The organism is Bacteroides sp. AF34-31BH (genome assembly GCF_003602795.1).
Lineage (GTDB): Bacteria > Bacteroidota > Bacteroidia > Bacteroidales > Bacteroidaceae > Bacteroides > Bacteroides uniformis.
This window is the reverse complement of record NZ_QTLV01000004.1, coordinates 248,214-270,803: the sequence shown is the minus strand read 5'-3', so window position 1 is coordinate 270,803 and position 22,590 is coordinate 248,214. Positions and strand designations below refer to the sequence as shown.

19 protein-coding genes and 1 tRNA gene are annotated in these 22,590 nt (G+C 45.7%); 9 read left to right on the top strand and 11 right to left on the bottom strand.

Going from position 1 to position 22,590, the window contains the following annotated elements:
* The first annotated feature begins 5 nt into the window (after positions 1-5).
* The gene (gene rpmI / locus DWZ67_RS09195) at positions 6-203 is read left to right on the top strand and encodes a 50S ribosomal protein L35 (protein ID WP_005827880.1); all 198 of its coding nucleotides are present in this window, start codon (positions 6-8) and stop codon (positions 201-203) included.
* A 100-nt stretch (positions 204-303) separates the two neighbouring features.
* The gene (rplT, locus tag DWZ67_RS09190; protein WP_004289896.1) at positions 304-654 is read left to right on the top strand and encodes a 50S ribosomal protein L20; all 351 of its coding nucleotides are present in this window, start codon (positions 304-306) and stop codon (positions 652-654) included.
* A gap of 538 nt (positions 655-1,192) precedes the next feature.
* Here rplT and DWZ67_RS09185 read toward each other — a convergent pair.
* The 7 genes from DWZ67_RS09185 to DWZ67_RS09155 all read right to left on the bottom strand — a co-directional run bounded on the left by DWZ67_RS09185 (position 1,193) and on the right by DWZ67_RS09155 (position 7,860).
* Entirely contained in the window at positions 1,193-2,500 is a 1,308-nt protein-coding gene (locus tag DWZ67_RS09185; RefSeq protein WP_005827882.1) for a phenylacetate--CoA ligase, read from the bottom strand.
* 30 nt (positions 2,501-2,530) lie between these two features.
* Positions 2,531-3,112, bottom strand: coding sequence for an indolepyruvate oxidoreductase subunit beta (locus DWZ67_RS09180; protein ID WP_117703612.1), 582 nt, complete (start codon positions 3,110-3,112; stop codon positions 2,531-2,533).
* A gap of 4 nt (positions 3,113-3,116) precedes the next feature.
* Positions 3,117-4,709 (bottom strand): thiamine pyrophosphate-dependent enzyme, encoded by a 1,593-nt coding sequence (locus DWZ67_RS09175; protein WP_016273438.1) that lies wholly within the window; start codon positions 4,707-4,709, stop codon positions 3,117-3,119.
* Positions 4,710-4,785: 76 nt separating this feature from the next.
* Positions 4,786-5,817 (bottom strand): endolytic transglycosylase MltG, encoded by a 1,032-nt coding sequence (gene mltG / locus DWZ67_RS09170; RefSeq protein ID WP_016273439.1) that lies wholly within the window; start codon positions 5,815-5,817, stop codon positions 4,786-4,788.
* A 66-nt stretch (positions 5,818-5,883) separates the two neighbouring features.
* Positions 5,884-6,795, bottom strand: coding sequence for a TolB family protein (locus DWZ67_RS09165; protein ID WP_005836075.1), 912 nt, complete (start codon positions 6,793-6,795; stop codon positions 5,884-5,886).
* Positions 6,796-7,209: 414 nt separating this feature from the next.
* Positions 7,210-7,407 carry a hypothetical protein gene (locus tag DWZ67_RS09160; protein ID WP_081106209.1) on the bottom strand — a complete coding sequence of 66 codons (198 nt, stop codon included), beginning with the start codon at positions 7,405-7,407 and terminating at the stop codon, positions 7,210-7,212.
* 380 nt (positions 7,408-7,787) lie between these two features.
* Positions 7,788-7,860 (bottom strand) — tRNA-Thr (locus DWZ67_RS09155).
* A gap of 199 nt (positions 7,861-8,059) precedes the next feature.
* On the opposite strand from DWZ67_RS09155, the gene DWZ67_RS09150 reads away from it, so the two are divergent.
* From DWZ67_RS09150 to DWZ67_RS09130, 5 genes are all read left to right on the top strand, one after another.
* Positions 8,060-9,733, top strand: a complete 1,674-nt coding sequence (locus tag DWZ67_RS09150; protein WP_117703614.1) for an SDR family NAD(P)-dependent oxidoreductase — start codon at positions 8,060-8,062, stop codon at positions 9,731-9,733.
* Positions 9,734-9,873: 140 nt separating this feature from the next.
* Entirely contained in the window at positions 9,874-12,342 is a 2,469-nt protein-coding gene (locus DWZ67_RS09145; protein WP_117703615.1) for an SLBB domain-containing protein, read from the top strand.
* Between the two features lie 8 nt (positions 12,343-12,350).
* Positions 12,351-13,457, top strand: a complete 1,107-nt coding sequence (locus DWZ67_RS09140) for a Wzz/FepE/Etk N-terminal domain-containing protein (RefSeq protein ID WP_044468719.1) — start codon at positions 12,351-12,353, stop codon at positions 13,455-13,457.
* Positions 13,436-13,783, top strand: coding sequence for a UpxY family transcription antiterminator (locus tag DWZ67_RS09135; RefSeq protein WP_044468720.1), 348 nt, complete (start codon positions 13,436-13,438; stop codon positions 13,781-13,783). The genes DWZ67_RS09140 and DWZ67_RS09135 overlap by 22 nt, the downstream gene beginning before the upstream one ends.
* Positions 13,783-14,241, top strand: a complete 459-nt coding sequence (locus tag DWZ67_RS09130; RefSeq protein WP_044468723.1) for a WbuC family cupin fold metalloprotein — start codon at positions 13,783-13,785, stop codon at positions 14,239-14,241. Before DWZ67_RS09135 ends, DWZ67_RS09130 begins: the two co-directional genes overlap by 1 nt.
* Before the next feature lie 80 nt (positions 14,242-14,321).
* On the opposite strand, the gene dnaJ is transcribed toward DWZ67_RS09130, so the two are convergent.
* Together dnaJ and DWZ67_RS09120 are read right to left on the bottom strand one after the other, a co-directional pair.
* Complete coding sequence (gene dnaJ, locus DWZ67_RS09125; protein WP_120138664.1) at positions 14,322-15,494, bottom strand: molecular chaperone DnaJ; 1,173 nt, start codon at positions 15,492-15,494, stop codon at positions 14,322-14,324.
* Positions 15,495-15,505: 11 nt separating this feature from the next.
* Complete coding sequence (locus tag DWZ67_RS09120; protein WP_005827933.1) at positions 15,506-16,138, bottom strand: nucleotide exchange factor GrpE; 633 nt, start codon at positions 16,136-16,138, stop codon at positions 15,506-15,508.
* A 221-nt stretch (positions 16,139-16,359) separates the two neighbouring features.
* On the opposite strand from DWZ67_RS09120, the gene DWZ67_RS09115 reads away from it, so the two are divergent.
* Positions 16,360-17,979: an ABC-F family ATP-binding cassette domain-containing protein gene (locus DWZ67_RS09115; protein ID WP_005827934.1), complete on the top strand. Its 1,620-nt coding sequence runs from the start codon at positions 16,360-16,362 to the stop codon at positions 17,977-17,979.
* A 214-nt stretch (positions 17,980-18,193) separates the two neighbouring features.
* On the opposite strand, the gene DWZ67_RS09110 is transcribed toward DWZ67_RS09115, so the two are convergent.
* Positions 18,194-19,246 (bottom strand): leucine-rich repeat domain-containing protein, encoded by a 1,053-nt coding sequence (locus tag DWZ67_RS09110; protein WP_005827936.1) that lies wholly within the window; start codon positions 19,244-19,246, stop codon positions 18,194-18,196.
* A gap of 112 nt (positions 19,247-19,358) precedes the next feature.
* Between DWZ67_RS09110 and DWZ67_RS09105 the strand changes: the two genes are divergently transcribed.
* Positions 19,359-20,255, top strand: coding sequence for a CPBP family intramembrane glutamic endopeptidase (locus tag DWZ67_RS09105; protein WP_120138662.1), 897 nt, complete (start codon positions 19,359-19,361; stop codon positions 20,253-20,255).
* A 67-nt stretch (positions 20,256-20,322) separates the two neighbouring features.
* On the opposite strand, the gene DWZ67_RS09100 is transcribed toward DWZ67_RS09105, so the two are convergent.
* Positions 20,323-22,458, bottom strand: coding sequence for a Tex family protein (locus DWZ67_RS09100; RefSeq protein ID WP_120138660.1), 2,136 nt, complete (start codon positions 22,456-22,458; stop codon positions 20,323-20,325).
* Positions 22,459-22,590: the final 132 nt, after the last annotated feature.

Here is a 22,590-nt window from a genome sequence, read left to right as displayed (position 1 = left end):
AAAAGATGCCAAAGATGAAGACTAACTCCGGTTCTAAAAAGAGATTTACTCTTACCGGAACAGGTAAAATCAAAAGAAAGCACGCTTTTCATAGTCACATCCTGACTAAGAAAACTAAGAAGCAGAAAAGAAACTTGTGCTACTCTACACTTGTTAGTACAACAGATGTAAGCCAGGTGAAAGAGCTCTTAGCAATGAAGTAATTGAAAAGCGTACAAAAGTATTAAAGTTATTAACCGAATGCATTAGCTTTAAGTCCGCTGCGTGAAGTAACGGCGCTAACATTCAAAAACAAGTAAAACTATGCCAAGATCAGTAAATCATGTTGCTTCTAAAGCAAGAAGAAAGAAAATTTTGAAATTGACCAGAGGTTACTTTGGTGCAAGAAAGAACGTTTGGACCGTTGCCAAGAATACTTGGGAAAAAGGTTTGACCTATGCGTTCCGTGACCGTAAGAACAAGAAGAGAAACTTCCGTGCTTTGTGGATTCAGCGTATCAACGCTGCCGCTCGTCTGGAAGGTATGTCTTACTCTAAGTTGATGGGCGCTTTGCACAAAGCTGGTATCGAAATCAACCGCAAAGTGTTGGCTGATTTAGCGATGAACCATCCGGAAGCTTTCAAGGCTATCGTTGCTAAAGCAAAGGCTGCATAAAAACAGTTAGCAGATAAATTACGAGGTGCTGATTACTCTTTTGGTAGTCAGCACTTTTTGTTTTCTGATACTCCGGGGAGGGGTTAAAACTTGAAAAGGACTTGAAACAATTTACTGCTTTTACTTGTTTCTTTCATAGAAACTCATTACCTTTGTTATAGAAAAAATAGCCGCATTGATTGGATCGGGAAACTCATCAATTTTTATGAAATACCGAGACAAGCTTCGCTTCTCAATGGCGGGCCACGCCCTTCGGGGTAACTCTTGAGTCGGTGGATTACAAAGAGGAGGAGCACTCAAATCATGTCATACGGAGTTTCATCACATCATCGGTGCGGCTTTCTATAAAAGAGGAACGGTAATCTGTTTGGATAACCGTTCCTCTTTCGTTTTATGCGGATGTGGGTGATTGTGAAACGATGATACGTGATGCTGAAACAGATGATGTGTCAAGGGAAGATAGATGATGTGTTTATACAAGACAGACCATCTGTATCGGGTGAACAGATGGTCTATTTTGAAAAGAGTTTTTTTAAGTTTATTTGTTGTCCCGTAAGTCTTTTACCCTGACGGCTTTTCCTTCGCTCTGCGGCAAGGAACCTTTCTTTACCAACCGTAACTTCGGAGTTACCAGAATCTCGTCTTTCAGCTGGCGGGTAATGGCTTTGCTAATCTTTTGCAGCTCGATATAATTGTCAGTAGAGAGGTCGCTAAGTTCAACTTCCACAATCATCTCATCCTGGTTATTGACCGTTTCGAGCGTGATGAGGTAATTGCTGCCCAATTCGGGGAATTGTACCAGCACCTTTTCCACCTGCATGGGGAAGATATTGACTCCCTTGATGATGAACATATCGTCGCTACGGCCTTTGATGCGGTCTATACGGATGTGGGTACGTCCGCAAGGGCACTTGCCGGGCAGGATGCGGGTAAGGTCGCGTGTACGGTAGCGGATGAGGGGCATCATCTCTCTGTCCAGCGTTGTCAGTACCAGTTCGCCGATTTCACCTTCCGGTACGGGTTCGCCGGTTTCCGGGTTAATGATTTCGACCAGGTAGCAATCTTCCCAGAAGTGCATGCCGTCTTGTTCGGTGCACTCGAAGGCTACGCCGGGACCGTTCATTTCAGTCATACCAAAGCTGTTATAGGCTTTGACGCCAAGCATGCGTTCAATCTTTCTGCGTTGCTCGTCTGTGTGGGGTTCGGCACCGATAACAAGCGTTTTCAGACTTGTGCCGGCGGGGTCCATCCCTTCTTCCTGGAATACCTCTGCCAAGCGGATGGCATAGCTGGGAATGGCATGCAGGGCAGTGGTCTTGAAGTCGGTGATGAACTTTATCTGACGCTTGCTGTTTCCGGCAGCGGCAGGAACAGTCAGCGCACCCAGGCGTTCGGCTCCATACTGAAAGCCCAGTCCTCCGGTGAACATGCCGTAACCGGAGCTGTTTTGGAAAACATCCGTCTTACGGATACCTACCATATAGAGGCAGCGTGCCACTAAGTTAGCCCAAGAGTCCAAATCGTGTTGGGAGTGTACGATGACCGTCGGCGTGCCCGTAGTGCCACTGGAAGAATGGATACGTACTCCGTCCTCACGCATATCGCCTGCTACTAATCCAAAAGGATAATTGGCGCGCATATCGGCCTTGGTAGTAAACGGTATCTTACGTATGTCTTCTATAGACCGGATGCTGTCGGCAGTGATGCCATGCTCTTGGAATACCTTTTTATAATAAGGAGAGTTGGCGGCAATGCTGACAGTCTTTTTTAACCGTTGCAGTTGCAGTTCGCGCAACTGCTCACGGGGCATCGTTTCAATCTCTTCTTCCCAGTATTTGTTATTCATGGTATGTTGAAATTTAGAGTCAATTATAGTTTACATCAGTTTTTCAGCAATCTCTTTGCCGGCAGCCAACGCTTTGAGGTTCAGCTCTACAATGGCGTCGCCCTTGCGTTGGAAGATTTCGCGGATGCTGTCTTGCACCTTTGCGTAGTCGATGCCGAGGAAGGGGATGGTGGCGCCCAGCAGTACGATGTTCGCTACGCGGGGAGAGCCGACTTCTTTTGCCACTTCGTTTACGTTCAGCATGATTTTATGCGGCAGCTTGTTGATTTCGGTCTTGATGTCTTCTTCTGCCGGATAGTTGGGAATGTTGATGAAGGGGGCTTCATTGGTCACCAGCCAACCTTCGGGGCTGAGGTAGGGGAGGTAGCGCAGTGCTTCCATCGGTTCCAGGGAGATGATGAGGTCGCATTTTCCTGTGGGAATGAGGTCCGAAGCGATAGGTTGGTCGCTGATGCGCAGGTTGGACTGCACGTCGCCGCCTCGCTGGCTCATGCCGTGTACTTCTGCCTGCTTCATGTAGAGTCCGTCCTTGAGGGCTGCTTTGCCGATTACGGTGGCGATGGAGAGGATACCTTGTCCTCCTACGCCGGAAAGTATGATGTCTTTTTTCATGGCTTTACTTGTTTCTTTTTTTGCGTGCTAATGTTTGGATACATTCTCTGCGGGGGATGATGACGGATACGCCGTGGTGCTCGATTTCTTCCCGGATGATTTGCTTCATCTCTTCGTAGTTTTTCTTCAAGGGCACTACGACGCGGATGTGTTCGGGAGCTACACCGATGCCGGCGCAGATGGCTTCCAGACGTCCGGTGCCGGCAGAATCTTGTCCTCCGGTCATGGCGGTGGTTTCGTTGTCGGAGATGACGATGGTGACGTCGGCGTTTTCGTTGACGCAATCCAGCAGTCCCGTCATGCCCGAGTGGGTGAAGGTGGAGTCGCCGATGACGGCTACGGCAGGATGCAGGCCGGCATCTGAAGCACCCTTCGCCATGGTGATGGAGGCGCCCATATCCACACAAGAGTTAATGGCGTTGAATGGGGCATTGGCTCCCAGCGTGTAGCAACCAATGTCGCTGAACACCTTATAAGTGGGATATTCTTCTTTCAATACTTGGGTCAGCACCGTGTACATGTCGCGATGGCCGCAACCCTCGCACAAAGCGGGCGGGCGCATCTCTACCAGAGAAGGAACGCTGAATTCAGCCTTGTTCTCCTTGCCTACGGCACGTGCCACGCTGTCCGGGTTCAGCTCTCCGTCTTGTGAAAGAGTGCCGTCCAAACGGCCTTTTACTTTGATGCCGATGCCCAGATAGCCTTTCAGTTGTTTTTCTACGAACGGTTGTCCGTCTTCCAGTACCAGAATCTCGTCACATGCTTCTACCAGCTGCATCAGCTGTTTCTTGGGCAACGGGTATTGTCCGATTTTCAGTACCGGATATTCGCAACCTTCGGGATAGTTTTCCATTAGGTAGTTGTAGCCGATGCCGCATGCCACGATACCCAGCTTTTTGTTGGGGCCGTCGGTATATTTGTTGTAAGCGGAGTTTTCAGAAGCTTTGATAAATTCGTCCTGGCGTTGCAGCAATGCTTTGTAGCGTTTGCGTGCATTACCCGGCAGGAGGATGAACTGACGCGGGTCTTCGCTGAAGGAAATCTCATTCTGCGGTTGTTGCTCCTTGCGCTCTACGCCGGAACGGGAGTGTGCCAGGCGCGTAACCATGCGCATCAGGATGGGTTCGCCGGTCTGTTCGGAGAAGTTGAATCCGTTGTACACCATGTCGTATGCTTCCTGCTGGTTGCTTGGTTCGTACATCGGGATGAGGGAGAAGTCGCCATAGAAACGGCTGTCCTGCTCGTTCTGAGAGGAATGCATGCTGGGGTCGTCGGCAGCAATGATTATAAGACCACCTTTTACGCCGGTAATGGCAGAGTTGATGAAACAGTCGGCAGCCACGTTCATACCCACGTGCTTCATGCACACCAGTGAACGCTTGCCTGCAAAGGACATGCCCAGGGCAGCTTCCATTGCAGTTTTCTCGTTGGAGCACCAGCGGTTATGGATGTTCTTTTCGGCAGTAATCGGTGCCATCTGAATATATTCGGTGATTTCCGTAGAAGGAGTGCCGGGATAGGCATATACACCCGAAAGTCCGGCGTCTAATGCAGCTTGTGCAATGGCTTCATCGCCAAGTAAGAGTTGCTTGCTCATATCTGAATATTTAAGTGTTAGTCATGGATTAATATTTGACGCAAATATAGGATTTTGCTTTTATTTTATCAGCAGATTACTTGAAAATCTTTCTTTCGTTTAATGCATTCCAATATTTTCTTGCATTTTTCATGTGCTCGGCATAATTGGATGCAAAGTTATGGGTGCCCGAGAAGTCCTCTTTGGCACACATGTAGAGGTAGTTGTGTTTCGTATGGTTCAGCACAGCATCCAGCCCGATGGGTGAGGGGATGCGTATGGGACCGGGAGGTAGTCCGGTGTTGAGATAGGTATTGTAGGGGGATTCTACTGCCAGATGGGCATTCGTAATTCTCCGCAAGCCGAAGTCCTGCAAGGCAAATTTGATGGTAGGGTCGGCTTGCAGGGGCATGCCGGTGTGCAGGCGGTTGATGTAGAGCCCTGCCACCATTGGTTTTTCGGGATTGTTGTTTGTCTCTTCCTCGACGATGGCGGCGAGGGTGCAGACTTCCGTCGGGGTCATTCCGATGGCGGTGGCTTTGTCTAAGCGTTCCTGGTTCCAGAACTTCTGGTGCTCTTTTTGCATTCTTTCGAAGAACTCTTCTGCACTCATGTCCCAATAGACTTGGTAGGTTTCGGGGATGAAGAGGCAGGGCAGGGTCTCTTTGTTGTATCCCAGTTTTTGTTGGAATGCGGAGTCGTTCATCAATCCGGCTATTTCGGCGGAGTCTATCATGAGCTGTTTGCCTACGCTGCGTGCCAGCCGGTCCAGTGTGCGCACGCTGCCGACGGTGAGGTTCGTAGGTTCTTGATATCCGCGGTACAGACGGCTGAATACGTGATATACGTTTTCCCCCGGCCGGATGGCGTAGCGTCCGGTGTGTATATTTTCGGAATATTTCTTGTATTGGGCCATCCAGCGGAAGCCGGTGAAGCTTCGAGGATGGCCTTGTTGTTCCACCTTATTATATATGGAGTCGGCGGTGTCGTCGCGGTCTATATAGATATAGACTGTCTTTTTCGGATGGAATTGCGGGGCAAACAGATAGTAGTATACTGTTCCTGCACAAGCTGCTCCAATAAGAATCAGTGCGACGAATGTTCCGATAATGATTTTCTTCTTTTCCATTTTGTTTTACTGCATCTTTAGTCGGGCAAAGTTAGTAAAAAATGGAGTGAAAACCATCAAGTCATATCAGTTAATTCGATAGCTGACAAAGGCTATACGTTTGCTGTCCGGTGCCCATGAGTTGACATTGATGGTGCCTTGTCCGCCGAAAAGCTTTAACAATGTCTTGGGTTCTCCACCGTTTGCGGGCATTAGGCGCAGCTCTACGTTCTTGTTTGCCAGGTGCTCTCCCGGTTCCAGGTCACCTTTGTAGTAGGTGATGAATACAACGGATTTTCCGTCAGGGGAGATGTGGGGGAACCAGGAGTTACGGGTTTCGTCAAAGGTCATCTGGGTCTGTTCGGAGCCGTCTGCCTTCATGCGCCAGACTTGCATGAGTCCGGTGCGTACGGAATTGAACCAGATGTATTGTCCGCAGGGGGAATATTCCGGTCCGTCATCCAGACCTTCGGCAGTGGTCAGGCGGGTTTCTTCACCTCCTTCCGCCGGGATGGTATAGACGTCATAGTTGCCGTTTCGTTCGGCGCAATAGGCAAGCTCTTTGCCGTCGGGGCTCCAGCCGTGGAGGTAGCTGGGAGCCATAGGTGTTATTAAACGGGGAGTGCCGCCCGTGATGGGAAGTGTATAAATGCGCGATTTATAGTCTTCTTTCGTCCCGTGGCTGATGGCTATCTGCTGTCCGTCGGCCGAGAGGACGTGGTCGTTGTTGCAGTTTTGGGCAAATCCGGTGTTTATCAGTTCCGGTTCGGCAGGCGAGGTGGGGGAAAGGCGGTAAAGCTTTCCGTCGCTGTTGTATAGCAGCCATTGCCCGTCGGGCGTCCAATTGGGAGCTTCAATCCGATAGGGAAATTCTTTTACGACGGTCCGGTTACCGTTGGTTACATCCAGTATTTCGAGGACGCTGGTAATCTCGTTTTTTTGTTGAGCGGTTGCGGTCAGTGCAACAGTTGCAAAGAAGGGGATTAGATAGGGTTTCATGTTCATATCGTATTTAATAAATCTCCGCAAGATACATTTTTTATTGGAAACTACATGGTCGGAGCATGCTTTTTTCAGAGAGAAGCTGTAGTGATGGTCGAATGCGTAGTGCTTATCATATGAATAGTCTCCGGTATTGCGCTGAATACCTTTGAGGGCTACGATAGATTATGTTTTTCCTTGCAGAGAATTATTCGTCCGACGGTTGTTGCTTATTCGTCCGACATCTGTTGCATTATCGTCCGACAGCTGTCGGACGATAATGCAACAGATGTCGGACGAATAATTCTTAGTAAATGTGGAAATAAAGCGTAGTAAGGCTAACTCAAAATCTCTCAAACATCCATTCATCTACCTTCAGCTCTTTGCCTTTAAACACGAAATAAAGGTCGTGAATGCCGTCTTTGTCTGTGTCTATCTTTGTAGAGACAGTCTGCAAAGAGTCTGAATTGAAGGAGGTGGAAGCAGCGGGTGGGCGTTTCCACTGAAGAATTTGGGTGATTCTATCGGACGCGTGTCTTTCTTTCCTGAATCGGAAAGCGCCCACACATCGTTTCCTGCGGATATAGCCGCCAGCAGCAAAGCCGCTGTAAATAATTTGATTCTTTTCATTTGTTTATAGTATGTTATAGAAACCTATGGTAGCCTTTTGATTTTGGCTTGTGTTCTTCAATCACCTCAATCCTTTATTTAAGATTGAAAAATTGGGTTATTGAAAAGTTGCCGCAAATATTGGGGATTACTATGTATAATATAAGGTGTATTATGCTTTTAATAATGTACCTATATGTTTCAAGTTATCATTGTAATCGGATGGTGCTGTTTTAAACTAGCTTTACTTGCTTTGGGATAATTATGCGGCTATGGATTAAACTGTTTGGAAGGGCATTGTGTTTTATGCAAATATATTCGTAGAAGAGCGTTTTTTATTCTAACGATTCTTGAAAAGAAAAAAGCACTGATTATTCCAGATAATCAGTGCTTGAATATCGAGCCGCTAGCCAGACTTGAACTGGCGACCTACGCGTTACGAATGCGTTGCTCTACCAACTGAGCTATAGCGGCAATAAGCTTTTGTTTACGGGGTGCAAAGGTACATCTTTATTTGAAAAGGCAAAAAGAATCTCTGTTTTTTTTAGAAATATTTTAGTGGGATAATTTTCTATTTGAATGTCCTGAACTTTATTGCCATAAAAATTGGATAATAAAACGAAAAGAAGCATCTTTGTCGTAGGTCCTATAGCAAATAAGTCTGATACTGATTATGAATTTAAGAATCTATTATAAATATCTTTCTTCACGCATAGCGTCCAAATGGACGGTGCTGTTGGTAGATGTAATTATCGTTGTGATTTCCATGCTTTCTGCATGTTTTTTGCAATATAGGCTTTCGTCCGTATCTTATGAAATTTCTTTGTATGTATGGCTGACCATTTGGGCTGTCTTGTGTAATATCTGTTTCTTTCATATTCTCCGTACTTATGTGGGTGTTATCCGTTTTTCCTCTTTTGTAGATATTTATCGTGTGTTTTGGAGTCTTACGATAAGCTATGTTGTACTGTTTTTAGGGAATTGCTGTTGGTCTGTTTCGGGGCTTGGAGAAACTTTGCCGAACAGCATTCTGTTTATGGCATATATGTTCACCTTCTCTCTGATGGCTTGTATGCGCATTGCTGTGAAGATGCTTTATGAAGCTATTGCTTTTGATGCACGTCATTGCGTGAATGTTTTTATTTATGGATTCCATGGGACTGGAGTCAATGTTGCAAAATCCTTGAGAGTTAGTCGTAATAATCATTATCGCCTGCGTGGCTTTATTTCGGACGAACCTGATATGATAGGTAAACATACGATGGGATGCAGGGTATATCCCAATGATGAGCAGCTGTTTGACCGTCTAAAGAAAAAGAAAGTGGATACAATCATTATCTCTCCAAGCAAGGTGTCGGATTTGGAAAATTCCGGAATGCTGGATAAACTGTTCTCTCATGATATTCATGTAATGACCGTTCCTCCCTTAAGCGATTGTATGGACGATGGACTGATAAAGGACATTCAAATAGAAGATTGGCTCCGTAGAGAACCGGTACAAGTTGACGTGCGTAAAATTACGGCCCATATCGAGGGGCGTAGAGTAATGGTTACGGGAGCGGCGGGAGCTGTAGGAAGGGAAATCGTCCGCCAGTTGGCTACACTGAATCCTTATCAGTTGATTCTGGTAGATCAGGCAGAATCCCCATTGTATGATGTACAGTTGGAATTGTCTGATCATTGGAAGAATCTGGAGGTCCGTGTATTGGTTGCAGATGTTGCTAACCGTACGCGTATGGAGGCTATATTTGAAGAAACACGTCCTCAACTTGTTTTTCATTCTGCTGCTTATAAGCATGTACAACTGATGGATGATTTTGTGTCGGAGGCAATTCAAACGAATATATCGGGGACAGTGAATATTGCAGACCTGGCGGTAAAGTATAGAGTGTCCCGTATGGTTATGATATCTGCTGCTAATGCACGTCATCCGGAAAATGCTATGGAATATAGTAAGCGTGTGGCGGAAATATATGTGCAGTCATCTGATTGCAGGTTGAAACGCGACAAAGGGGAAACTGATATGTTCATAGTACGTTTGGGTGAGGTGTATCCGACGAATACTCATTGTTTGATTACCTTGTCTGAAGCTTGTATGCTCACCCTGGAAGTGGGAGTCATGGGGGATGGGGGAGAAGTGTACATTGTGGGAGGGCCTGGGGATGGACTTTTGGATTCTGTAATCAGTGAAAAGATAAAGCGTGAAAAGGCATCTGTTGATGATTATGAACATGTGCGGGAAGAAGTGCTGGCCTTGGTGCAACATAGTTATACTGAAAAAAAGGCTATTTTGATTGGACTAATGAAAAAAATAGTGCCAATTTTCCCGCTTTCTTCTACCCAATGAAAAGACGTGAAAGTGACAGCTTTTTAATGCTTTTTCTGAAACTTAGAGGTGGAATAAATGTATATTATAAAAATAATATATTACCTTTGTGCCCGATTTATATTTATTACAAGAACTCAAAAGATTAATCAGAATATCTTATGCGTAGATTAATAACACTATTCTTTTTGGTATTTACTTTGTCAGGGGTAGCTTTTGCTCAGCAGATGTCAGATGATCAGGTTGTTCAGTATGTAAAAAGCGCTCAGCAGATGGGCAAAAATCAAAAGCAGATTACTACTGAATTAATGCGGCGGGGAGTGACAAAGGAACAAGTTGAAAGAATTCAGAAAAAGTATGAAAACTCTAAATCTGGAAGTCCGCAGAGCAATACCCAAGATGAGAAGCGTTCTCGTCAACGTGGTGAAATGAGTGGCGTAGTCAAAGGGCTGCGTACAACCTCGGAAACTTATTCTGCCAGACAAACGGATGTTGCAGGGGATTCTTTACAAATGATGGATAATCGTTCCTTGTCTCAAGAGAAGGAAACAGAGGATCCGACTTCGCAAATTTATGGTCATAATATTTTTACTAACGATAATTTGACTTTCGAACCCAATGTGAATGTTGCTACTCCCGAGAATTATCGTCTGGGACCTGGTGACGAGGTGATTATTGATGTGTGGGGAGCTTCTGAAACAACGATTCGACAAACAATCTCTCCGGAAGGAAGTATTCTTGTGAATAATTTAGGACCGGTTTATCTGAGTGGCAAAACTGTAAAGGAAGCCAATAATTATTTGAAACAAGAATTTGCCAGAATATATTCTGGAGTAACCGGAAATGTTCCGTCTACCCAAGTTAAACTGACATTAGGAGAAATACGTTCTATTCAAGTAAACGTTATGGGTGAAGTTGTGGTGCCCGGAACTTATACCCTCTCATCATTTGCTTCCGTATTTCATGCTTTATATCGTGCAGGTGGTGTGAATCCGATTGGTAGTTTGCGCAGTATTAAAGTGATTCGCAATGGAAATACAATAGCGGATTTGGATGTTTACGATTTACTTATGAAAGGAAAAATGAAGGATGACATCCGTCTGCAGGATGGTGATGTAATTCTTGTGGATCCTTACCAGTCCCTGGTACAGATATTAGGTAAGGTAAAACGTCCGATGTTTTATGAAATGAAATCCACTGAAACCGTAGGTACATTATTGAAGTATTCAGGTGGTTTTACGGGTGATGCTTATAAGAAAGCATTACGTATAATCCGTAAAAGTGGACGTGAGCATCAAATTTATAATGTGGATGAGATGGATTATTCCGTATTCCGCGTAGATGACGGTGATAAGATAACGGTTGATTCCGTTTTACAGCGTTTTGAGAATCGTGTGGAAGTCCGCGGTGCTGTATATCGTGAAGGTTTGTACCAGTTGGACGGTATGATGAATACAGTGAAGCAGCTGATTAAGAAAGCGGAAGGACTTCGCGGAGATGCATTCTTAAACCGTGCTATAATCGATCGTGAGCTTGAAGACTTGTCGCATGAGATTATACAAGTAGATGTGAAAGGTTTGCTGAACGGGACAGCTGCAGATATTCCTTTGCAGAAGAATGACATTTTATATATTCCAAGTATTCATGACTTGAAGGAAGAAGCTACACTTACCATCCATGGTGAAGTTGCCAATCCGGGTACATATCTCTATTCTGATAAAATGACAGTAGAGGATTTGGTGTTGCAGGCTGGTGGCTTGTTGGAGGCGGCGGCTACAACAAAGGTTGAAGTTGCACGGCGCATGAAAGATCCGAAGAGTACATCTTTCAGTACTACAGTAGGCCAGAATTTCTCTTTTGATTTGAAAGATGGCTTATTGGTGGGAGAAGGAAGCCAGGATTTCCATCTTGAGCCTTTTGATGAAATTTATGTTCGTAAGAGTCCGTCCTATTTTAAACAACAGAATGTTATGGTGGGTGGAGAAGTCCTTTTTAGCGGTAATTATGCACTATCGAAAAAGAATGAACGTTTGAGTGACTTGATAGCTAAGGCTGGTGGAGTAACTCCCGATGCTTATATAAAAGGAGCGCGTCTTATACGTAGGATGACCGAAGAAGAATTCCGCCGTAAGGAAGATGCTCTGCGTATGGCGCAAGCGGGAGGCGGAGATTCCATATCTGTAAAAAGATTGGATTTGTCCGATACCTATTCTGTAGGTATAAATCTGGGAGAGGCCTTGAAAAATCCTGGTTCAGATGCTGATATGGTGCTTCGCGAGGGAGATGTATTATTTGTTCCGGAGTACGTAAGTACAGTGAAAATCAACGGTGCTGTAATGTATCCGAATACAGTTTTATATAAAAAGGGTGAAAGCTTGAAATATTACATCAACCAGGCTGGTGGTTTTGGTAATGACGCCAAGAAACGCAAGGTCTATGTAATATACATGAATGGTACAGTTTCTCGTTTAAGAGCAGGAAACAAGAAAGCCATTGAACCAGGTTGTGAAATAATTGTTCCAAGTAAAGAACAGAAAAGGAAGATGACTACCACTGAAATTCTGGGAATGGGAAGTACGACAGCTTCTATTGCAGCGATGATTGCGACTATGGTTAATCTCTTTAAGTAATTTGAATTATGAGCGAAGAAAAAATACAAAACATAACCTCTCCACAACCTGAGGAACAAGAAATAGATTTGATAGAACTGGCCCAGAAAGTATGGGCTAGTCGCAAATTGGTTTTTAAGGCGTGTGGTATCGCTGCCCTTGTTGGACTGGTTGTTGCATTTAGTATTCCTAAGGAGTATTCTACAAGTGTGACGTTGGCTCCGGAGAGTGGTGGTAAATCTGGTGGCGGAAGTATGGGAGCCCTTGCAGCCATGGCGGGTATCAATTTGGGTACTTCTTCTGGTGAAGATGCTTTGTCACCCGAACTTTATCCTGATATTGTAAGTTCTACTCCTTTTCTGATTGAACTGTTCGATGTTAAAGTCAAGGATCAGAAAGCAAAAGTAGACACAACTCTGTATGCTTATTTGAAAGAGGAACAGCGTTCTCCTTGGTGGAGTGCAATTTTCTCCGCTCCTTTTAAGGTGTTAGGATGGACATTGTCTTTGTTTAAGGATGAACCGGAAGAGGGGGATGCAAAGCTGGATCCTTTTCGTCTCACTAGAGATGAGTCTGCCATTGCAGATGCTTTAAGTAAACGTATCTCTGTTTCCGTAGACAAAAAGACAGGTGTGACAACCTTGTCTGTTACTATGCAGGATCCTTTGATATCTGCTTCGCTGACGGATACCGTGATGCATTGCCTGCAGAACTACATCACAGATTATCGGACTAATAAGGCTCGTCATGATTTGGCATTTACCGAAAAACTTTATGGAGAAGCAAAGGCCAGTTATGAGTCTGCCCAGAAGAAATACGCAAATTTTGTAGATGCAAACCAGAATATAATATTGCTGAGTTATCGCGCAGAGCAAGAGCGTTTACAGAATGAAATGAATTTAGCCTATCAAGTATATACACAAGTGTCTCAACAATTGCAGATGGCAAGAGCTAAGGTGCAGGAGATTACACCGGTATATACGGTTGTCCAGCCGGCTACGGTACCTTTGAAGCCTGCAAAGCCCAATAAATTGATGATTTTGATCGGCTTCATGTTCTTGGCAGGTGTCGGCAGTGTGGGATGGATATTATTTGTAAAAGATTTATTAAAGGGATGGAAAAAGCAAACAATATGATGACGGATAATGATATGATGTGCTGGCATGCATTGTACACAGCACCCAAGTCTGAACATAAGTTGATGCAGCGTTTGAATGCTGCGGGATATACTACATATTGCCCGATGCAGGCTGTGTTTGTAAAATGGAAAGGGCATACCCGGAAGGTGATTACTCCTCTTTTTTCCGGATGTTTGTTTGTTGCCGGTAATGTGTCGGAAGTTACCTCATTGGCTTCCTTGCAGAAGGCTGCTATATTAGTAAATAATGAAGGAAAAAGTTTGTCTATTGAGGCGTGCAAAGCAGAACTTCCTGCCAAGTTTGCCCAATTGCTGAAGTTATGATGAAGCTGATAACAGAAGAGCTGCTGGATACCGTTACTTCACGAGCTAAGGAGAACTCCCGTTTACGTATGAATTATAATTTTCATGCGTCTATGGATGCTCCTATTCATCGGTTGCTGAATGCTTTGGAACCGGGAACTTATCTTCCTCCTCACCGTCATACAGATAAGGAAGAAACTTATCTGGTTTTGCGTGGAAGTCTGCTGGCATTTTTTTATGATGATGCCGGTAATGTAACAGATAAGGTATGCCTCAATCCTTCGGAAGGTAAATATGGTCTGGAGATTCCTTCTAATACATGGCATAGTATTATTGCCTTGGAGTCAGGTACTGTTATTTTTGAAATTAAAAAAGGCCCATATCAGCCTCTACCCTCAGAGGATTTGGCTTCGTGGGCTCCTCAGGCTTCTGATGTGGAGGGAATAAAGGCTTTTATGAAGCGGATGTTGGAGCTTTAACATTTTCCCCGATAAACCCATAAGAAAGCCTCCCGATATATTTTATTGTATACCGGGAGGCTTCTTTATGTACCATGTTATTAGTCAAACAGGCTCTTGAACTTTTTGAATATTTTCTCTTTAATCGAAGTGTTCGGCTTGAAGTTATCCGATTCTTCCATCTCCTCCAATGCTCTCTTCTCATCCTTGCTCAGCGTTTCGGGTACATATACGCTGACATTTACCAGCAAATCTCCCGTGCCGTACCCGTTCACGTTGGGTAAACCTTTGCCGCGCAGGCGGAGTACTTTTCCCGGTTGCGTACCTGAGTCAATTTTTACTTTCACCTTTCCATCAATCGTGGGAATTTCTACCGCACCACCCAAGGCTGCTGTCGGGAAGCTGAGGAGCAGGTTGTAAATCAAGTCATTTTCATCGCGTATCAGGTTCGGGTCTTGCTCTTCCTCTACAAGAATCAGCAGGTCTCCCGGCACGCCGTTGTGCTTGCCTGCGTTTCCTTTTCCTCCCATAGAGAGTTGCATACCTTCTGCAACGCCTTTCGGAATTTTTACGGTTACTACTTCTTCACCGTATACAATGCCTTCACCGGCACACTCCTTACACTTGTTCTTGATGATTTTGCCCTCACCGCCACATGTCGGGCAGGTGGTTCTTGTCTGCATGGTGCCGAGTATGGTTTGCTGGTTACGGATTACCGTGCCGCTGCCGTTACAAGTCGGGCAGGTCTCTGAACCACCGTCACCTTCGGCTCCCGTACCATGACAGTGGGTACAAGGCACGTATTTCTTCAGTTTGAATTTCTTTTCCACGCCGGTAGAGATTTCCTTGAGGTTCAGTTTCACCTTGACACGCAGGTCCGAACCACGGTAACGGCGTTGTTGTTGTGCTCCACCGCCTCCGCCGAAACCTCCAAAACCGCCGAAACCTCCACTGTGTCCGCCAAAGATGTCACCGAACATGGAGAAGATGTCGTCCATGGACATGCCTCCACTGAAGCCGCCGAACGGACCACCATTACCGGCGGCACCACCCAGTCCGGCATGACCAAACTGATCGTAGCGGGCACGCTTGTCCGGATTGCTTAGTACGTCGTATGCCTCTGCCGCTTCCTTGAATTTCTCTTCGGCTGTTTTGTCGCCCGGATTCTTGTCCGGATGATATTGGATGGCTTTCTTGCGATAGGCTTTCTTTATTTCTTCTACCGTTGCTGTCTTTTCGACTTCCAATACTTCGTAGTAATCTCTTTTTTCCATACAGTTTTATGTTATTCTCCGACTACCACTTTGGCATGACGGATCACTTTGTCGTTTAGGATGTAACCGGTTTGTACACAGTCCAGAATTTTGCCTTTCAGTGCTTCATTGGGTGCCGGAATCACGGCGATGGCTTCGTGATAGTCTGTATCGAGCGGTTGTTCCTTTGTCTCTATTACCTTAACGCCGTTTTGTCCCAATACAGACATGAACTTGTTGTAGATAAGTTCAACGCCTTCTTTTACGGCGGCTACGTCGGTGGCTGTCTCCATGTTTTTGAGGGCGCGTTCAAAGTCATCCACAATGGGTAGGATACTGCTGATACTCTTTTCACCACCGTTCAGGATGAGTTCTGCTTTCTCCTTCATGGTACGTTTGCGGTAATTGTCAAACTCGGCAGACAAGCGCAGGTATTTGTCCTTCTGCTCTTCAATCTGTTCATTGGCCTTTTCCAGTTCCTGGGCGAGCTTTTCTTCTTCTGTCAGGGGAGCTTCGTTTTCTTGTGAAGTTTCTTGTCCGACAGTTTCTTCGTCACATTCGTTAGGAGTAGCTTGAGTTTTCAGCTCCTCTTCCTGGTTGTTTTCTTTTTCTTTCGGATTCATATTGTTATGCTTATTATTCTTGTAAAATGATTTAGCTTTCATTGCTGTTAAGGGTTTAAGTTAATACGATATTAGTGCTCCAGCAAAAACTTTGCCAAAACGGATATTTTTGCCGAAAACGCTGCAAAGGTAATACTTTTATGTCAGATTGACAGCGCTTCTCTGTGTCTATTCATGGAAAAATAACTATCTTTGCACTCGCAATTCGCAGACTAATAGGTATTAAATAGTAAATTGTAAATAAATAAATCGTAAATATAAAGATGATTACAGTCTCTAATGTCTCAGTACAGTTTGGTAAAAGAGTGTTGTTCAATGACGTAAACTTGAAGTTTACAAGTGGTAACTGTTATGGTATCATCGGTGCCAACGGCGCCGGAAAATCTACTTTCCTGAAAACGATTTCCGGGGAGCTGGACCCTACGACGGGCTCCATCATGCTGGCTCCGGGAGAGCGTCTTTCCGTTTTGAGCCAGGACCACTTCAAGTGGGATGCTTTTACGGTGATGGACACGGTGATGATGGGACACACGGTGTTGTGGGATATCATGAAGCAGCGTGAAGTGCTGTATGCCAAAGAGGATTTCACAGACGAGGATGGGCTGAAGGTTTCCGAATTGGAAGAGAAATTTGCCGAGTTGGACGGCTGGAATGCCGAAAGCGATGCTGCCGCCTTGTTGAGTGGTTTGGGTATCAAGGAAGACAAGCATTATCTGTTGATGGGTGAGTTGAACAACAAAGAAAAGGTGCGTGTCATGCTGGCGCAAGCTCTCTATGGAAATCCTGATAACTTGCTGCTGGACGAGCCTACCAATGACTTGGATATGGAGACCGTGACTTGGCTGGAAGAGTACCTCTCCAACTTTGAGCATACGGTGCTGGTGGTAAGCCACGACCGTCACTTCCTCGACTCCGTTTGTACGCATACGGTGGACATCGACTACGGAAAGATTAACCTCTTTGCCGGTAACTATAGCTTCTGGTACGAGTCCAGCCAGCTGGCGCTCCGTCAGCAGCAGAACCAGAAGGCAAAGGCCGAGGAGAAGAAGAAAGAGCTGGAAGAGTTTATCCGCCGATTCAGTGCCAATGTGGCAAAGAGCAAGCAGACTACCAGCCGCAAGAAGATGTTGGAGAAACTGAATGTAGAAGAAATCAAGCCGTCATCACGTAAGTATCCGGGCATCATCTTTACGCCCGAACGCGAACCGGGTAATCAGATTCTGGAAGTTTCCGGTTTGACGAAAACGCTGGAAGATGGTACGGTGCTGTTCCGCGACGTCAACTTCAACGTAGAGAAGGGAGACAAGATTGTATTCCTTTCGCACGACCCGCGTGCCATGACCGCCCTGTTCGAGATTATCAACGAGAATATGAAACCGGATGCAGGTACTTTCAACTGGGGTGTGACTATCACCACCGCTTACCTGCCGCTGGACAATACTGCATTCTTTAATACAGACCTGAATCTGGTGGACTGGTTGAGCCAGTTCGGTGAAGGCAATGAAGTCTATATGAAGAGCTTCCTGGGACGTATGCTGTTCTCCGGCGAGGAGGTGCTGAAGAAAGCAAGCGTATTGTCGGGAGGTGAGAAGATGCGTTGCATGATTGCACGTATGCAGCTGCGCAATGCCAATTGCTTGATTCTGGATACACCTACCAATCACCTCGACTTGGAGTCTATCCAGGCATTCAACAATAATCTAAAGACCTATAAAGGCAATATCCTTTTCTCATCCCACGACCACGAGTTCATTCAGACGGTTGCCAACCGTATCATCGAATTGACTCCGAACGGTATTATCGACAAGATGATGGAGTATGACGAATACATCACTTCAGACCACATCAAGGAGTTGCGTGCACGTATGTACGCAACAAAGTGATAACGGAAGCTAAGGACTAAATAAGCATATTTTAAATCGTTCCATCATGATGGAACGATTCTTCTTTCATATCTTTTTGGTTTAATAAAGGCTTGTGCGATATTGAAAAAAAGAAGAAGGTGTGTTAGAATGATTTTTAGCTATCATTCTGACACACCTTCTTTTGCTATTAAAAGAGTCTCTTTGTTCTTATTAAGGCGGGGAATAGTCTGAGTTATTGTTTCTCCTTATATATAATTTTGCCTTGGCTTTCGCCGAAAAGGTTGTCGCCTAGCGTGGTAATCTTATTCCCCGTGGCAAGCACATAGCGCAGGTTGTCGCATCCCATAAATGCTCCGTACTCAATGGCGGTTACACTGGCAGGAAGCACCAGCGTGCCGCACAAACGGCCGCAGCCACTGAATGCACGCTGTCCAATGCTTCTAAGCTCTTGCGGGAGCCGTACGTTCAGCAGATACTTCTTTTGGGTGAAAGTATAGTCGGGAATTGCAGTGGCATTACTGTTGGTCATGTCGATGGAAACCAGATTGGGCATATAGTCGCGTATCAATGTGAAGTCGGCTTCGTCCATTTTTCCTTCAACGGTCAGAAAGTTAACGTCTTTGGGCTGAAATCCGGCTCTTAACAGTTCGCTGGCAAGGCTGCCCATTTTACCAATCTGCACATTTACTGTCAGTGGTTCTCCTTCAATGAATGCAAAGGTTTCCCATTTCTTTTTGGTACGATAGGAGTCACTGCATCCCAATGGAACAAATATGGCTGTAACGCTATCGGCCAATGCTTCGGACAACAGATTGGGAGCCGTTTTCTTCCGTATCTGGCATATCTTGAGATTTTTGCATCCCTTAAAGGCAGCATCTTCGATGTTCTTGGTCTTGTCGGAAAGGATAATCCTGGTCAGCGTCTCCTTACCTACAAATGTACTGTCGTCCATTTGCTTGCAGAAGGCATATGCCGGAATGCAATTGGCAGGATATACATAAAAACGGTTTGGATAAGTCCCGTTCTTGCCTGCATACATGCTGATGGAGGCATTGGAAATGTCCAGCAGTTGCAGGTTTTTGAATTCATCCCGTAGATGCCTGAAATCTACGGCATTCAGCTTGCCCTGCAGGGTCAGTTGGGTGATTTCATTGGCTTCCGCTTCTGTCATCAGTTCCACCAGGGTGCCAGGTTTGGCCACGTAGTATCTTTTGGATTTTTGTGCCGAGGCATTCAGCATTAACGCCAGTCCGGCAACGGCTAAAAGTATTTTTCTTAGTTTCATGTTTGTCGATTCCAGATTGATTTTTCAAATATAAGAAGAAACCGGCAGGAATACATGAAGTTTTTTCTTTTTATTATTATTTTTGTCGGATATTAATCAAAATGAGATACAAATGGAGACGGAAGAAACAGTGAAGGAAGAGTGTGTTGCTATGAGTAAAACAAAACGTATTTGGCTGGCATTCGTTGATATAGTACTGTTTACTGTACTTTTTATGATTTTTCTGTTTTTGTTTGCCATACCTTTTGCGATTGCTTTCCCTGAGTTGAAGACACAAGCTGGTGGGATGAGCGTCTATTTAATGATGTTGAATGAAGTCTTGATGTTGGCCAGTGGGCTTATTGCCGCTTGTATGGTGCTGGGCTTTAGGAAGCTTCCTTTTTCGGGCTTGGGCTTGTCTTTGAAGGGATGGGGTAGAAGCCTGCTGAACGGAGCTTTGTTTGTCGTGTTCTTGTATGCAGTTGGTTTTGGCTTGTCTTTATTGTTGGGGGCTGTGGAAGTGGCAGGGGTCTTGTTTTCTCCCATTTCGTTGTTGTCGAGTCTTTTGCTTTATTTTTTAGTGGCAGTTACGGAAGAAGTTATTGGACGCGGTTTCATTTTAGGGCGTATGCTGGATGGAGGCGTCAATAAGTTTGTGGCATTGCTTATCTCTGCGGTGTTATTTTCGTTGATGCATCTTTTCAATCCCAGCTTTGCCTTCGTCCCGTTTTTGAATATCATGCTGGCGGGTTGTTTCTTGGGAGCTTCCTATATATACACGCGCAACCTCTGTTTCCCCATTGCCTTGCATTGGTTCTGGAACTGGATTCAAGGTTCTGTTTTGGGATATAAAGTCAGTGGAAATGAATTTAGCAATGAGAATCTGCTGATTCTTCACTTTCCGGAAGAAAATCTGATAAATGGAGGAACTTTCGGGTTCGAAGGCTCTATTCTGTGTTCACTACTTTTAGTGCTTGGTACAGTAATTATCTTAAGACACTATTATAAGGGATTAGGGATTAATGATTAGGGATTAATGATTAATGATTAATACGGAAACCATTAACCACTAATCATTAATCCCTAATCATTAATCCCTAATTCTGTTCCACTCCTTTCATTGTCAGCTGTATGCGTTTCCGGTCCATATCTATGCTGAGTACCTTTACGCGTATATGTTGATGAATGGACACTACTTCATTAGGGTCTGATATGAATCTGTCGGCGAGTTGGGAGAGGTGTACCAGTCCGTTTTCCTTGATGCCTATGTCGACAAATGCGCCGAAGTTGGTGATGTTTCCTACGATGCCGGGCAATTCCATGCCTTCGCGCAGGTCGTTGATGGTGCGCACGTTCTTGTCAAATTCAAATATCTTTATCGGTCCGCGTGGGTCACGTCCGGGCTTGTCCAGCTCTTGCAGGATGTCTTTCAGTGTCGGCATGCCCACGGTGGGGGAGAGGTAGCGTTCGGGATTAATCTTCAGACGCAGCTCCCGGCTGGCTATCAGCTCGGCTACGCTGCAACCCAAGTCCTTTGCCATTTGTTCTACGATACAATAGCTTTCCGGGTGTACGGCAGTATTGTCCAGCGGATTCTTTGCCTGCGGAATGCGTAGGAAGCCGGCACATTGCTCAAACGCCTTGGCACCCATACGAGGTACTTTCATCAGTTCCTTGCGCGAGGTGAAGGCACCGTTTTCGGCACGATAGTTCACAATGTTCTGTGCCAGTTGCGGCCCCAATCCCGAGATGTAGGTCAGTAGATGGCTGCTTGCGGTGTTCAGGTTGACACCTACCAAGTTTACACAGTTTTCTACGGTCTGGTCCAGTGATTTTTTCAGCTTGGTTTGGTCCACGTCATGCTGGTATTGCCCCACACCAATAGATTTCGGGTCAATCTTTACCAACTCTGCCAGCGGGTCCATCAGTCGTCTGCCTATGGACACAGCACCGCGTACGGTGACGTCGTAGTCGGGAAACTCGTCCCGTGCAATTTTAGAGGCCGAATAGATGGAAGCTCCCTGCTCGCTGACGATGAATATCTGTATGTCACGGTTGAAGCGCTGATGTTTCAAGAACTCCTCCGTCTCGCGGCTGGCAGTTCCGTTACCTATGGCTACGGCATCTATCTTATAAGACTCTATCATCATTTGCAGCTTGGCAAATGCCTCTTTTTGCTTGCTGACCGGAGGGTGGGGGTAGATGTTCTCATTGTGGAGCAGATTTCCTTGTGCATCGAGGCACACAACTTTACAACCCGTACGAAATCCGGGGTCTATACCCATCACACGCTTTTGCCCCAGTGGTGAAGCCAGCAACAACTGACGGAGATTTTCGGCAAATACCTTGATGGCTTCCTCGTCGGCACGCTCTTTGCTTTGCGTGGCAAATTCCGTCTCTATGGATGGCTTCAATAGGCGTTTGTAGGAATCCTGCACGGCTTCTGCCACTTGCTGTCCGCAGGCGTTGTTGCTTCGCACGAATTGGCGTTCCAGCCGTTCCACGCACTCCTCATCGTCCGGGCTGATGCTGACTTTCAGCAGGCCTTCCGCTTCGGCACGCCGGATGGCGAGCAGGCGGTGGGAGCTGCATCGCTTCAACGATTCGGAGCAGTCGAAGTAGTCACGGTATTTGGTCGCTTCCTCTTCTTTGCCTTTCACCACTTTGGCGGTCAGTATGCCTTGGCGGGCAAATGCGTTTCGCACGCTGTTTCGGGCACGTTCGTCTTCGCTAACATGCTCGGCTATGATGTCACGGGCACCTTTCAGTGCATCTTCCACGTTCTTCACGTCTCCTTTCACATAACCGGCGGCGCGTTCCTCCGGATGGGGCTCACGTTGCAGCATCAGCAGGGTGGCGAGGGGTTCCAGTCCTTTTTGGCGGGCTGCTTCGGCACGTGTTTTCCGTTTGGGCTTGTAGGGGAGGTAGATGTCCTCCAGTAGGGTATTGTCCCAAGTCTCCTCGATACGTTTCTGAAGTTCGGTGGTCAGTTTACCTTGTTCCTGTATGGTGTTCAGGATGGTTTCTTTACGTTTGGCGATTTCGTTCAGCTTCTCGTAGTGGGTCTTTATGGATTCAATCTGCACTTCGTCCAGTCCTCCCGTCACTTCCTTTCGGTAGCGGCTGATGAAGGGGATGGTGGCACCATCGTTCAGCAATCCGAGGGTCTGTACTATTTGTTTCTCTGATATGCCGAGGGCGGCAGATATCATGCGGTGGAAATGTTGTATCATCGGTTCTCTCTTTTTATAATGGATGCCAAAAGTACGAAAAACAATCGTCGTACGAAAATAAACCCCATATTCTTGGAAAAATCATTTATTATTGCGAAGTTTGTCAACTATAACGAACTAATAAACAATAAA

Excerpts from the sequence above, each read along its gene's own strand:
- DWZ67_RS09100 (WP_120138660.1), bottom strand. The coding sequence starts at position 22,458 with ATGATACAACATTTCCACCGCATGATATCTGCCGCCCTCGGCATATCA.
- rpmI (WP_005827880.1), top strand. The coding sequence starts at position 6 with ATGCCAAAGATGAAGACTAACTCCGGTTCTAAAAAGAGATTTACTCTT.
- rplT (WP_004289896.1), top strand. The coding sequence starts at position 304 with ATGCCAAGATCAGTAAATCATGTTGCTTCTAAAGCAAGAAGAAAGAAA.
- DWZ67_RS09150 (WP_117703614.1), top strand. The coding sequence starts at position 8,060 with ATGAATTTAAGAATCTATTATAAATATCTTTCTTCACGCATAGCGTCC.
- DWZ67_RS09165 (WP_005836075.1), bottom strand. The coding sequence starts at position 6,795 with ATGAAACCCTATCTAATCCCCTTCTTTGCAACTGTTGCACTGACCGCA.
- DWZ67_RS09140 (WP_044468719.1), top strand. The coding sequence starts at position 12,351 with ATGAGCGAAGAAAAAATACAAAACATAACCTCTCCACAACCTGAGGAA.
- DWZ67_RS09160 (WP_081106209.1), bottom strand. The coding sequence starts at position 7,407 with ATGAAAAGAATCAAATTATTTACAGCGGCTTTGCTGCTGGCGGCTATA.
- DWZ67_RS09135 (WP_044468720.1), top strand. The coding sequence starts at position 13,436 with ATGGAAAAAGCAAACAATATGATGACGGATAATGATATGATGTGCTGG.
- dnaJ (WP_120138664.1), bottom strand. The coding sequence starts at position 15,494 with ATGGAAAAAAGAGATTACTACGAAGTATTGGAAGTCGAAAAGACAGCA.
- DWZ67_RS09130 (WP_044468723.1), top strand. The coding sequence starts at position 13,783 with ATGAAGCTGATAACAGAAGAGCTGCTGGATACCGTTACTTCACGAGCT.
- mltG (WP_016273439.1), bottom strand. The coding sequence starts at position 5,817 with ATGGAAAAGAAGAAAATCATTATCGGAACATTCGTCGCACTGATTCTT.
- DWZ67_RS09105 (WP_120138662.1), top strand. The coding sequence starts at position 19,359 with ATGGAGACGGAAGAAACAGTGAAGGAAGAGTGTGTTGCTATGAGTAAA.
- DWZ67_RS09185 (WP_005827882.1), bottom strand. The coding sequence starts at position 2,500 with ATGAATAACAAATACTGGGAAGAAGAGATTGAAACGATGCCCCGTGAG.
- DWZ67_RS09180 (WP_117703612.1), bottom strand. The coding sequence starts at position 3,112 with ATGAAAAAAGACATCATACTTTCCGGCGTAGGAGGACAAGGTATCCTC.
- DWZ67_RS09145 (WP_117703615.1), top strand. The coding sequence starts at position 9,874 with ATGCGTAGATTAATAACACTATTCTTTTTGGTATTTACTTTGTCAGGG.
- DWZ67_RS09175 (WP_016273438.1), bottom strand. The coding sequence starts at position 4,709 with ATGAGCAAGCAACTCTTACTTGGCGATGAAGCCATTGCACAAGCTGCA.
- DWZ67_RS09110 (WP_005827936.1), bottom strand. The coding sequence starts at position 19,246 with ATGAAACTAAGAAAAATACTTTTAGCCGTTGCCGGACTGGCGTTAATG.
- DWZ67_RS09120 (WP_005827933.1), bottom strand. The coding sequence starts at position 16,138 with ATGAAAGCTAAATCATTTTACAAGAATAATAAGCATAACAATATGAAT.
- DWZ67_RS09115 (WP_005827934.1), top strand. The coding sequence starts at position 16,360 with ATGATTACAGTCTCTAATGTCTCAGTACAGTTTGGTAAAAGAGTGTTG.